General features: G+C 33.7%; 11 protein-coding genes and 1 pseudogene. All 12 read right to left on the bottom strand.

Annotated elements, in window-relative coordinates; all coding sequences use genetic code 11:
* Window position 1: 1 nt before the first annotated feature.
* On the bottom strand, window positions 2–568 hold the full coding sequence (gene efp, locus AB4865_RS05995) for an elongation factor P (protein WP_372474820.1): 567 nt from the start codon (window positions 566–568) through the stop codon (window positions 2–4).
* A gap of 22 nt (window positions 569–590) precedes the next feature.
* Window positions 591–1376, bottom strand: a complete 786-nt coding sequence (gene lpxA / locus AB4865_RS05990) for an acyl-ACP--UDP-N-acetylglucosamine O-acyltransferase (protein WP_372474819.1) — start codon at window positions 1374–1376, stop codon at window positions 591–593.
* A gap of 18 nt (window positions 1377–1394) precedes the next feature.
* Entirely contained in the window at window positions 1395–2786 is a 1392-nt protein-coding gene (locus tag AB4865_RS05985; protein WP_372474818.1) for a bifunctional UDP-3-O-[3-hydroxymyristoyl] N-acetylglucosamine deacetylase/3-hydroxyacyl-ACP dehydratase, read from the bottom strand.
* Window positions 2787–2879: 93 nt separating this feature from the next.
* Complete coding sequence (gene lpxD, locus AB4865_RS05980) at window positions 2880–3878, bottom strand: UDP-3-O-(3-hydroxymyristoyl)glucosamine N-acyltransferase (RefSeq protein WP_372474817.1); 999 nt, start codon at window positions 3876–3878, stop codon at window positions 2880–2882.
* 158 nt (window positions 3879–4036) lie between these two features.
* Window positions 4037–5267: pseudogene (locus tag AB4865_RS05975) on the bottom strand (HD domain-containing protein).
* 74 nt (window positions 5268–5341) lie between these two features.
* Window positions 5342–6961 carry an ABC-F family ATP-binding cassette domain-containing protein gene (locus AB4865_RS05970; RefSeq protein WP_372474816.1) on the bottom strand — a complete coding sequence of 540 codons (1620 nt, stop codon included), beginning with the start codon at window positions 6959–6961 and terminating at the stop codon, window positions 5342–5344.
* 65 nt (window positions 6962–7026) lie between these two features.
* Window positions 7027–7212 carry a DUF4256 domain-containing protein gene (locus AB4865_RS05965; protein ID WP_372474815.1) on the bottom strand — a complete coding sequence of 62 codons (186 nt, stop codon included), beginning with the start codon at window positions 7210–7212 and terminating at the stop codon, window positions 7027–7029.
* The gene (locus AB4865_RS05960; RefSeq protein WP_372474814.1) at window positions 7199–7375 is read right to left on the bottom strand and encodes a DUF4256 domain-containing protein; all 177 of its coding nucleotides are present in this window, start codon (window positions 7373–7375) and stop codon (window positions 7199–7201) included. Before AB4865_RS05960 ends, AB4865_RS05965 begins: the two co-directional genes overlap by 14 nt.
* An 80-nt stretch (window positions 7376–7455) precedes the next feature.
* Window positions 7456–9801: a GumC family protein gene (locus AB4865_RS05955; RefSeq protein ID WP_372474812.1), complete on the bottom strand. Its 2346-nt coding sequence runs from the start codon at window positions 9799–9801 to the stop codon at window positions 7456–7458.
* 3 nt (window positions 9802–9804) lie between these two features.
* Complete coding sequence (locus AB4865_RS05950; RefSeq protein ID WP_372474811.1) at window positions 9805–10575, bottom strand: polysaccharide biosynthesis/export family protein; 771 nt, start codon at window positions 10573–10575, stop codon at window positions 9805–9807.
* Complete coding sequence (locus AB4865_RS05945; RefSeq protein ID WP_372474810.1) at window positions 10572–12494, bottom strand: polysaccharide biosynthesis protein; 1923 nt, start codon at window positions 12492–12494, stop codon at window positions 10572–10574. The genes AB4865_RS05950 and AB4865_RS05945 overlap by 4 nt, the downstream gene beginning before the upstream one ends.
* A gap of 102 nt (window positions 12495–12596) precedes the next feature.
* The gene (lptB, locus tag AB4865_RS05940) at window positions 12597–13337 is read right to left on the bottom strand and encodes an LPS export ABC transporter ATP-binding protein (RefSeq protein ID WP_372474809.1); all 741 of its coding nucleotides are present in this window, start codon (window positions 13335–13337) and stop codon (window positions 12597–12599) included.
* Window position 13338 lies beyond the last annotated feature (1 nt).

The raw sequence follows: 13338 nt of genomic DNA, 5'->3' as shown, positions 1-13338 counted from the left end.
ATTATTCTTTAACACGCTCTACATAACTTCCAGAAGCTGTATCTATTTTAATTTTGTCTCCCTCGTTGATAAACAAAGGTACATTTACTTGAGCTCCTGTTTCTACTGTAGCTGGTTTTGTAGCGTTTGTAGCTGTATTTCCTTTCACACCTGGCTCAGTGTAAGTTACTTCCAACACGATAGAAGCTGGCATATCTACAGACAATGGGCTTTCTGTTTCTGTGTTGATTTGTACCATTACATTTGTACCTTCTTTCAACAAATCTGGAGCGTCTAACAAGTTTCTGTCCAAAGTGATTTGCTCGAAAGTTTCGTTGTTCATAAAGTGGAAATCATTTCCTTCGTTGTACAAATATTGGAAAGTGTGTGTTTCTACACGCACTACATCAATTTTGTGACCTGCTGAAAATGTATTGTCCAATACTTTTCCAGTAGTTACACTTTTCAATTTTGTTCTTACGAAAGCTGGACCTTTTCCAGGTTTTACATGCAAAAATTCTACAATTTTGTATATGTCATTGTTGTGTTTGATACACAATCCGTTTCTAATATCAGCAGTACTTGCCATATTTTCTAATTTTTATTATTGATTAAATTATTTTTGAATATCCTTTCATAATTCCTCGAGACGAATTTCTCACAAATTGAATGATTTCATCTCGTTCAGGCGTAGCCTGCATTTCTGCTTCGATGATTTCAATCGCCTGAGTATTGTTGTATCTTTGTTGGTACAAGATACGGTAAATATCTTGAATTTCTCTAATTTTTTCTGTTGAAAATCCTCTTCTTCTCAATCCGATAGAATTTATTCCGATGTAAGACAAAGGTTCTTTTGCTGCTTTGATATACGGTGGCACATCTTTTCTTACCAACGAACCTCCAGAAATCATAGTATGGTCTCCTATGGTAATAAACTGGTGTACAGCGGCTAAACCGCCAATTACTGCATAATTTCCTACTGTAACATGTCCTGCCAATGCCACGCTATTTGCCATAACTACATTGTTTCCAACGATACAATCGTGAGCCACATGCACATACGCCATCAATAAGCAGTTGCTTCCTACAATGGTCTGACCAGAAGCTGCCGTTCCTCTATTGATCGTAACGCATTCTCTGATTGTGGTATTGTCTCCAATGATAGCTAAAGATTCTTCACCACCAAATTTTAAATCTTGTGGTACTGCCGAAATGACCGCTCCTGGAAAGATTTGGCAATTTTTTCCAATTCTTGCCCCTTCCATAATGGTAACATTTGAGCCAATCCAAGTTCCCTCGCCTATTTCCACATTGTTGTGAATAGTAGTAAAAGGTTCAATCACTACATTTTTAGCAATCTTTGCCCCTGGATGTACATACGCTAATGGTTGATTCATATTTTTTGCGTAATTTAATTAATTGGTTTTCTTTACAATTTGTGCCATCAATTCTGCTTCTGCGACCAATTTTCCGTTGGCATACGCATTGGCTTGCATATGACAAATACCTCTTCTGATTGGCGACAACAAATCCAATTTAAAAATCAAAGTATCTCCTGGTTGTACTTTGTGTTTGAATTTTACATTATCGATTTTCATGAAGTAAGTCAAATAGTTTTCTGGATCTGGAACGGTACTCAAAATCAAAATACCTCCTGTTTGAGCCATCGCTTCGATAATCAAAACTCCTGGCATCACAGGAGCTCCTGGGAAATGTCCGTTGAAAAACTCCTCATTGATGGTTACATTTTTCATCCCCACTACACTGGTGTCGGTCATTTCTAAAATTCTGTCCACCAAAATAAATGGGTATCTGTGAGGCAACATCGATATGATTTTGTTTACATCCATCAAAGGTTCTTGGTTCAAATCGTATGTTGGAACTTGATTTCTCTTTTCTTCTTTGATAATTTTTGCCATTTTTTTAGCAAACTGAGTATTTACAAAATGTCCCGGTTTGTTGGCAATCACTCTACCTTTAATACGCGTACCAATCAACGCCAAATCTCCCACTACATCCAATAATTTATGTCTTGCAGCTTCGTTTGGATAATGCAATGATAAATTGTCCAAAATACCATTGGCAGTAACAGAAATTTGCTCTTTTCCAAAGGCTTTTTTCAAATTATCCATGGTTTCATCAGAAATTTCTTTATCCACATACACAATGGCATTGTTCAAATCTCCACCTTTGATTAATCCGTGGTTTAAAAGCATTTCTAATTCATGCAAAAAGCTAAAAGTTCTTGCAGGTGCTATTTCTGTTTTAAAATCTTCTAAATTGAACAAAGTAGCATTTTGCGTACCTAAAATTTTAGTACCAAAATCTACCATAGTTGTAACTTCGTACGAATCCGAAGGCATTACAATAATTTCAGACCCTGTGCGTTCGTCTTTGTAAGTAATGATTTCTTTTACTACATATTCCTCTCTTTCTGCTTCTTGCTCTACAACACCCGCAGACTCAATTGCCTCTACAAAACGAATAGACGAACCGTCCATAATTGGTGGTTCTGAAGCGTTTAATTCGATAATCACATTGTCTAAATCGCAACCAACACAAGCAGCTAATACATGCTCGGTAGTATGCAATTGCATACCTTTATATTCTAAATTAGTTCCTCTTTCGGTAGAAACCACATAAGTGGCATTTGCCTCAATAACAGGCGAACCTTCAATATCGGTACGCACAAATGTAAATCCGTTGTTTACTGGAGCTGGTTTCATTGTCATCACAACATTGTGACCTGTGTGCAATCCTACTCCTGAAATAGTAATTTCCTTTGCTAAAGTTTTTTGCTTTGACATGTTTTTATTATTGTATCAATGTATATTGTAGTATTGTATATTGAACAAATGTAGTAAAATGAGCATTATACAATTTTACATTATACAACCGTTTTATTTTATCTTCTTTACCAATTGTGGTAATTGTTTGAAACACACATACGATTTTGAATAGTCATTGAAATTCATTGCGGGTGAACCTTGCACAATTTCGTTGTCTTTCAACGATTTCGTTACCCCCGATTGAGCTTGGATTTTCACATAATTGCCAATGGTTATATGTCCAACTATTCCGACCTGACCTCCGATGACACAATGTTTTCCAATTTTTGTAGAACCTGCGATTCCCGATTGTGAAGCGATAACAGTATGTTCTCCCACTTCTACATTATGTGCAATCTGAATCTGATTGTCCAATTTCACTCCCTGACGGATAATCGTAGAACCCAAAGTAGCTCTATCAATCGTAGTACACGAACCAATTTCTACATCATCCTCAATTATAACATTTCCGATTTGAGGTACTTTTTGATACGATCCATCAGCGTTGGGTGCAAATCCAAATCCGTCTGAACCAATGACTACTCCTGCGTGAATAATACAGTTTTTACCAATTTTGCAATCGTAATATACTTTTACACCAGCGTTTAATACGGTATCATCTCCAATCTCCACATTATCACCAATATGCACATGAGGATAAATTTTTACATTATTGCCTATTTTTACATTTTCGCCAATGTATGCAAACGCACCAATATACACATTTTCACCATACTGACTGCTTTCTGAAACGAAAACAGGCTGTTCTATACCCGATTTCATAGAACGCAATTTGTCGTAAAATTCCAACAATTTGGTAAAAGCCTTGTAAGCATCTGCCACGCGAATTAAAGTCGATTCCACTGGCTTTTCTAAAACCAACGAATCGTTCACGATAACAATCGAAGCCTGCGTAGTGTATATATAATTGGTATATTTAGGATTGGATAAAAAAGAAATGCTTCCTTCTTTACCTTCTTCAACCTTGGAAAGTGAAGAAACTTCCACTTTAGGATTTCCTTCAACCTTTCCTTCCAATACATCGGCTATTTGCTGTGCTGTAACTTTCATTCTACAAAAGTAAAAATTATTTTATTGTTATGAAGAAAAAAAGTTAATTTAGTTTATACTATTGATTTGAAAACATAATTTACGTTTACACAAATTTTCAATCTGCTTAAATAATTATACTGCATCATAAATTGCTAAAATCAATTAGCATTCTATAGTTATAATTTCTTTGGAAAACAAACAAAATATTTAGTTACAGGTTCTGACAAAGCTTTCAAGTGCAATTGATCTGACGCTTCTAACACATCGCTCAACTGATTGTCTTTTCCTAAAATTTTAATTGCTGTTGCCTTTTTACTATATGCTTGGTTGGTTAATTTTTCTCCAAAAACATAATAATCAATCAATTCTGGAGATATATTGTACAATTCTTGAAATTCTTTACGCTTTTCTGTCAAAATTCTTTGTTGTTCTTCAAAAGACACTTGCTTTATGTTAAACAATTTTCTATTGACGATTGCCGAACTCAAAGTGGACAATACATTATCTGAATGGAATTGCCATGATTTTAAAAGCTCCTAAAATATCAGAATCGTCTAAAAGAGTAAATTTTTCTAAAATTTCATCATTGAATTTGTCTTTTGTAACCGAATTTTTCAAGAAATAAGACAATGATTCACTACACCAAAGATGCTCTCCGTTTAAAGATAGTTCTTTAGCTCTTTTTAAAATTTTTGTCAAAATAATTTCGGCTGCCAAACTTGTTTTGTGAAGGTAGCATTGCCAATACATCAAACGTCTAGCTACTAAAAATTTTTCAACCGAATAAATTCCTTTTTCCTCTACAACCAACTCATCATCATACACTTGAATCATCTGTACTAATCGTTCGGAATTGATATTTCCCTCGGCTACTCCACTGTAAAAACTATCTCTTTTTAGATAATCCATACGATCCATATCCAACTGACTTGAAATCAATTGCAACATAAATTTTCTGTGGTATTCGCCATTAAAAATTTTCAATGCCAAATTCAATTTTCCATCAAGTTCTTTATTTAATTTTTCCATCAAGGCTACGGAAACTTCTTCGTGATGAATGTTTTCCACGATACTATTTTCCATAGCGTGCGAAAAAGGCCCATGTCCAATATCGTGCAATAGAATAGCAATATACAATGCTAATTCTTCCTCTTCAGAAATCTCTACCTGCTTGAATTTCAACACCTGAACAGCTCTTTGCATCATGTGCATACAACCCAACGCATGATGAAAACGAGTATGAGTAGCCCCTGGATAAACCAAACTTGACAATCCCATTTGTTTAATTCGCCTCAATCTTTGAAAATAAGGATGCTCTATTAAATCATATAACAAAGTATGAGGAATTGAAATAAATCCATAAATAGGGTCATTGATTATTTTTAATTTGTTTTTCACTTTCGTAATCTAAAATTTATTATTTGAAAATAAAATCAAAACAAATAAAACCGTTTTGGAATACAAAACGGTTTTATGATATATTATTTCGCATACATTTTCTTACGCAATTCTTGAATTTTTGGATCGTCCATATAATCGTCGAAAGTCATATAGCGGTCGATTACTCCATTTGGTGTCAATTCCACTACACGATTACCCACAGTTTGTGCAAATTCGTGGTCATGAGTGGTAAACAATATTGTACCTTTGAAGTTTTTCAACGAGTTGTTGAACGCAGTAATCGATTCTAAATCCAAGTGGTTGGTAGGTTCGTCCAACATCAATACATTAGCACGAATCATCATCATACGTGACAACATACAACGCACTTTTTCTCCTCCAGAAAGAACAGTTCCTTTTTTCAAGGCTTCTTCACCAGAAAACAACATTTTCCCAAGGAATCCACGTACATATACTTCGTCTCTTTCTTCTTCAGTTTTTGCCCATTGACGCAACCAATCTACCAAATTTAAATCGTCTTTAAAAAACTCGTGATTTTCTGCTGGTAAATACGACTGAGTCGTTGTGATTCCCCATTCAAATGAACCTGTATCAGGTGTCAATCTTCCATTTAAAATTTCATAAAAAGCTGTTGTAGCACGAGAATCTTTCGAATACACTACAACTTTATCACCTTTTGCCAAATTCAAATGTACATCTTTAAACAAAGTTTCACCTTCTACAGAAACTGATAAATTTTCTACATTTAAAATCTGATCACCCGCTTCGCGTTCTTGCTCAAAAATAATCGCCGGATAACGACGAGAAGACGGTTTGATTTCGTTTACATTCAATTTTTCAATCATTTTTTTACGAGAAGTAGCCTGTTTAGACTTAGCCACATTTGCAGAAAAACGACGGATAAACTCTTCCAATTCTGCTTTTTTCTCTTCTGCTTTTTTGTTTTGCTGAGCTCTTTGTTTCGCTGCTAATTGAGAAGATTCGTACCAGAAAGTATAGTTTCCGCTATAGTGATTGATTTTTCCGAAGTCAATATCAGAGATGTGCGTACACACCGCATCCAAGAAATGACGGTCGTGCGATACAACTAATACAGTGTTTTCATAGTTTGCCAAAAAGTTTTCCAACCAAGCAATGGTTTCAAAGTCCAAATCGTTTGTAGGCTCGTCCATAATCAATACATCAGGGTTTCCAAACAACGCCTGAGCCAACAACACACGCACTTTGTTTTTAGGTTCCATATCCTCCATTTGCATATAGTGCAAATCTTCAGAAATACCTAAATTTGACAACAAAGACGCTGCTGATGAGTCGGCATTCCAACCGTCCATTTCGTCGAACTGAATTTGCAATTCACCGATTCTATCTGCATTTTCGTCAGAATAATCAGCATACAATTCGTCCATTTCTTTTTTCACGGCATACAACACCTTATTTCCCATCAATACGGTTTCCAATACTGTATGTTGGTCAAACATATTGTGATTTTGATTCAATACCGACATTCTTTTTCCTGGCTCAAGAATCACATGTCCAGAAGTAGGTTCGATATCACCAGCTAATATTTTCAAGAAAGTAGATTTTCCTGCTCCATTTGCTCCGATAATACCGTAGCAGTTACCTTGAGTAAAAGTAGCGTTTACTTCGTCAAATAAAATTCGTTTTCCAAATTGTACCGAAAGATTTGATACTGTCAACATATTATTTTGTCTTATTTTTTTAACAATGGTGCAAAGATACTATTTTTTAATTTATGGGAATATAATTATTGTTTCAAAACCAACTTTGCACGAAATCCTATAGAAACATAATACGATTCGGCTCCATTGTGATAGATAAACACTCGATTGTAACGAAAATCTCCGAATAATGCACCGCCCAATTTTCTATTTTCATCTGGTGTAAAAATCCATGAGGAAGTTTTGGTATCAAAGGGTTCAAAGGGTTGCAACCAATGATATTCTTGTTCGGTTAATAGTTGTCCCCATTTTTGAACGAATTTCGAGATATTTTGGTTGAGAATTCAAAATGTTTAGCACTTCACTCCATTGCATCTCTTTATGTCGATGTGTATTTCTCAAAAATTGTTGTTCTAAAATTTGTAATAATTCCATAATTGAAAAAGAAAACCATCAAGAAAATATAAAATCAGTTAAATAAAAACAACCTTATATTTTCTCAATGGTTTAAAAAATTAATCTATTAAATTCCTAAGATTCGTTTCCAAAGAGCTTTTCTTTTCTTTAGGTTTATCAACGCCGTATCCATAAGCGTATCCATAACCATATCCTTTAGAAGTATTTACATCGTTCAGAGCAAATGCCATACGTGGCAATTTGTTTTGAGTAAAGAAGTTTCTTGGTACATCCAACAATCTTCTTTCCAATTTGTTTGCTCTCACTACATACACTACCATATCTGCATTTGAACTAATCAACAAGGTATCAGTTACAGGTGCTACTGGAGCGGTATCTACGAAAATGTAATCGTAACTTTCTCTCAAATGTTCGAAAGTCTGTGTAACTTTTTCGTTGAGCAACAATTCTACTGGGTTTGGTGGAATATTCCCTGCTGGCAACACGTCAAATTGAATAAAATTATTTAGAGAAACAATGTAATCTTCGATTGGTTTATCTCCTTCTGTCAAATAGTTGGTAAATCCTCTTACTGGCATAGGGATATGCTCCTTCAATTTTGGATTTCTCAAGTCCATACCCATCAACAATACTCTTTTACCTGTGAGAGCAACAGCTGTTGCTAAGTTTACACAAGTGTGTGTTTTACCTTCTCCGGGAATAGTAGATGTTGTAAAAATCACTTTTGCACGATCTTTTGGCAACATCGATAAGATAAAATCAATATTGGTACGAATAATACGTACTGCCTCAAGAACTGAACTTCTACTATTGAGTTTGTTGATATCAAAAGGTTCAACAGCGTGAGGAATATCTCCTAAGAAAGGAATCTCAGTAAATTTATCTAAATCCTTTCTATCTTGTACTTTATCATCTAAAATATTTTTTAAATACAAAATAGCAAATGGAATCGTAACGCCAAGCACAATTGCTACTAAAAGTATAATCATAGATTTTGGCGAAACAAGTTTTTCTGTAGGAATCGCTTTATCGATGATTTTAGCATTGCTTTCAGTCGCAGCCAAGGTAATATTTGTTTCTTCGCGTTTTTGTAGCAAAAACAAATACAACGCTTCTTTTACTTTTTGCTGTCTATCGATGATTCTAAATTCTCTCTCTTGTTGAGGCACACGCCCCAATTTTGACTGCAATTCACCTTCTTGTCGCTTTAAATTATTTCTTACAATTTGAAGGGAGTTCAAATGCGAATGCAAACTTTGTAGAATATTCGACTTCAATTCTTTAATTCTATTATCAAGAATGATATAATTAGGGTTTTCAGTAGTCGAGCTCAAAGACATTCGCTGTTTGTCCAATATCAAAGAGTTTACTTCATTTATCATAGATTCCGCAGCAGGTTCTCCAGTAAAGATTCCATTTGGAATCAAATCATCTGATTTTGAACGAGCGATATGACCAATTAAATCTTTAGCGATACTAATCTGAGCTTCGTTCCTTATTGCCTCTTGATCTAATGAAGACAAATTGGAAATATATGATTTTACTTCAGATTCAACATCTGCAATGCGATTACTTTCTTTATATCTTTCAACGTTTTTTTCAACATCGCCCAGTTCTTCGGCGATGATATCCAAACGATTGGATATAAATCTAGAAGTACTTTCAGAGACAAAACGCTGGTCAGCAACTGACTGTCTATTATAAAAATACACTAAAGTATTTAAATAATCAGCCGCAAAATCAGGATTTGGATGCTTCAAATTTAATTGTAGCACACTACTTTGCTTGTTTGTTAAAGTTGTTTCAAAAGATTTTTGTAAATCTTCCACCGCTTTTAACCTTGGCTTTATAACAACCCTATATTTATCATGCAATTTTTTATTTTTTATATGAACTTTTGAAATAGTCAAAATTCCATTTTCAGTTGTTACTGGCTGACCATAATTAACATTAGTAAATGACTCATCATTTACATTTATTGTCAATTTATTATTTTCAATTAAAAAAGAAAGATTTTGTACTTTATTTCTTTCTTCTTCTTTTAGTGAATAGATTATATCAAACGGATTATCAATATAAATAAAAGATTCTCCTAATCTTCCTTGACTCCAAATTTCAACTGAAGCTTTTAATGAGTCAACTACCTTTTCGTGTAGAGTTCTTGATTTTAGAATCTCAATTTCATTTTCTATATTTCTATCTGAACCACCTAAAAACCCTCCTCCTTCAGTAAAAGCAGATAACTTGCTACTTAAATCATTTTTACTATCTTCTTTTAACAAGATTTTTGACTCGACACTATAGATTCTAGTAGCCTTTTTTACATAAATAAAGGCTAATGCTAGAGATAGTAATACACCTATTACAAACCATCTCCAATGAACTAAATATCTAAAGACTTCATCTTTTAGATTGACTTCCTGTTCTTTTATAATTCCTTCCATTTCTTATCTTATTGCTAAAGCTACAATTGCAATTACACTTGACAATATTGATAACATTACGGATACGTTAGGACCAACAGCAGATGAGTTAACTTTCACTTTATTTGGCTCTACATAAACGATGTCGTTTTGTTTTAAATAATAAAAATCAGAAAACATAAAATCTGATTTCGTCAAATCGATTCTTTTTGTAGTACGTACTCCATTTATTTCTCTAATGACTAAAACATTTGTTCTGTTTCCGTAAATACTCAGATCTCCTGCTTTAGCTAAAACCTCAGGTAAAGACACTTTTTCAGATTCAAAACGATATACGCCTGGTATAGTTACTTCTCCTTGAACAGCAATTTGATAATTCATTATACGTATATTTACTATAGGATTGAGAATATACTTTGATATTTTTTCCTGTAACTCCTTAGTAAATTGTTCTCTCGTCTTACCAGCAACCTTTAAAGTACCTAATATAGGAAATTCAATTTCTCCTTTATTATTTACTAAATACAATTGTTGCTGATACTGCCCAGCAACATTCTGACTCTCAGGATTTACCGTCATCTGCGTCATAACATTAAAAGGCTGAGCAGCTTTTGGATCTTGTGCTGAAACAATAATCATCAACAAATCATCCGTTTGAAATTCAGTTGAAAAATTTATTTGAAATAAATTTTTACTATCTATTTCATTGTAATAAACATAATTCTTTTTAGATGCACATGAAAACATCATCATGGCAACAAGCGTCAAAAACAAAGAGACTTTTAATTTTTTCATACATTTTTCTTATCTAATAAAGAGTATTCTGAATTTAAACTCACAAATTCTGGAGTTATTTTTTTCATATTTTTCACAACCTCTATAACATTATTTTGGTTTGCAAATATACGCAAATTTTCCACTTCTTTACTTATAACTTCAAATGTTTCATTTTGGTCTTTAGAAATCATAATTTTTTCGTGATGGGTAGGCAATGTAGTCGCTGTATCGTACAACAATTCTTCATACAACTTCTCTCCAGGTCGCAATCCTACCACTTTTATTTCAATGTCTTCATCCAATTTTAAACCAGCCAATTGAATCATTTTTTTTGCTAAATCGATAATCTTTACAGGCTCACCCATATCGAAAATAAAAATTTCTCCTCCTTTACCCATGGTTCCAGCTTCTAAAACCAATTGACATGCCTCTGGAATGGTCATAAAATAACGAATAATGTCTGGATGTGTAATTGTAATCGGTCCTCCTGCTTCGATTTGTTGTGTAAACAACGGTACAACCGAACCATTTGATCCCAATACATTTCCAAAACGCGTGGTAATAAATTGTGTTGTGTGTTCTATTTTGCTTGATAATGATTGTACATACTTTTCAGCTATTCGTTTACTTGCTCCCATTACATTACTTGGATTCACTGCTTTGTCCGTAGAGATCATAACAAATTTTTTCAACGAATAGCGCATCGCTAATTCGGCTAAATTCATAGTGCCTATTATATTGGTATTCACCGCTTGAATAGGGTTGTTTTCCATTAATGGAACATGTTTATAGGCAGCAGCATGATAGACGATTTTGGGTTGGTAAGTTTTGAAAATATGTTCCAGTTCATCCTTTCTACGAATATCAGCAATAGCATACACAATTTCTGTATCTGCTTTGATTTTCTCTAATTCTAAAGAAATATTATGCAAAGGTGTTTCAGCTTGGTCTAAAACAATGAGTCGTTTAGGATTGTATTTCAATAATTGTCTTACAATCTCACTACCAATAGACCCTGCTGCACCTGTAACTAAAATAGTTTCATGCGTTACATCTTCAGCTATTTTTTCATTGTGAATGGTGATTTCTTTTCTTTCAAGTAAATCCTGAATTTTGAAGTTTCGTATGCTTGATGAAATCTTTTTATGATCATTATAATCGGTTATTTCTGGAAGAAACAAGACCTGTATATTGTAATCTATATTGGTACGCACCTCTTTAACTTTTTCTTTTATAGAGGTACTATTGGATAGATAAAGTATCGCTTCTGCTCCTAATTTTCTGGCAATAACATACGGTTTGTCTTTTTGACCATATACAGGTAAATTTAACAATGAGCTTATCGATTTTGTAACTGTAGGATTGATAAATCCTTTAACAACATATTGTGATTCAGGGTCGTTTTTTATTGACATTGCCAGTGACACTGCTCTTTCATCCACACCATAAATAATCAATCCTTTTTGAGCGCAATTTGATATATAACGTTTTGAAAACAAGAAAAAAGTTTTAACAAACAATCGCAATGACAACAAAAAAAGTGTTGAAAGTACAAATACCAAGGCGATATGAGTCGTTAAATAAAACTTTACATCATATAATAAAAAATAGAATGTATTAAGTAAAAATATCGTCAACGAAGTTGAAAATTGAGACAATATAATCTTTCGTAAATCTATAAAAGTAGAGTGTCTTATTATACCAGAATACACTTTAAAACGCCAAAAATAAAATATATTTACTAATGTAAACAATACACACTCAAACAAATATTCTTTATTTTTAAATCCTGCTATTACTCCTTCGATCAAATAATTGATTATCATAAATGACAAAAATACCATCAATACATCGAGTAATAGTACTATCCACCTAGGTAAAAAGTTTATTTGTGTGATAGATTTTATATAATTTGTAATATTGTAATTTTGTTTCATATTGGGTGATTTTTATAAGGTATCACATTTATGATAGGAAAAAGAATCATGTAAAATTTATATATCTTTATTATACAGCAGAATAAAAACTTTAGTAAAACTTTAAAACTCCAACTTTTTCGTTCTCAATTCAAAATTTTGCCCTAAATACACTTTCCTTACCATTTCATCTTCTGCTAAATCTGCTGGTTTTCCTGCTTTCAAGATTCCTCCTTCAAACATTAGATAGGTTTTGTCGGTAATCGCCAAAGTCTCTTGTACATTGTGGTCGGTAATCAATATCCCTATGTTTTTCTTTTTCAACTTTGCTACTATGCGTTGAATGTCTTCTACCGCCACAGGATCAACTCCGGCAAAGGGTTCGTCTAACAAAATAAATTTTGGATCGGTTGCCAATGCTCTTGCAATCTCTGTACGTCTTCTCTCTCCTCCCGACAATAAATCGCCTCTGTTGGTACGAATGTGTCCTAAACTAAACTCCTCTATCAATGACTCCATTTTCGCTTCTTGTTCTTTTTTTGACAATTTAGTCAATTGCAATACACTCAAAATATTATCTTCGATACTCATTTTTCTAAATACCGATGCCTCTTGTGCCAAATAACCAATTCCATGCTGAGCTCTTTGGTACATCGGAAAATTGGTTATGTTAAGGTCGTCTAAAAAAATATTCCCTCCATTGGGCTTTACCAAACCTACAATCATGTAAAACGAAGTGGTTTTTCCTGCACCATTAGGGCCAAGCAAACCTACGATTTCTCCTTGATTTACCTCGACAGAAACGCCTTTTACTACTTTTCTGCCTTTGTATGTTTTGATTAAATTTTCTGCTCGTAATTTCATT

Origin of the sequence: Capnocytophaga sp. ARDL2, assembly GCF_041530365.1 — a bacterium.
In the GTDB taxonomy this organism is placed as follows: Bacteria; Bacteroidota; Bacteroidia; order Flavobacteriales; family Flavobacteriaceae; genus Flavobacterium.
Note: the sequence above shows the minus strand (reverse complement) of the source record. Positions and strands in the feature narration are given on the sequence as shown.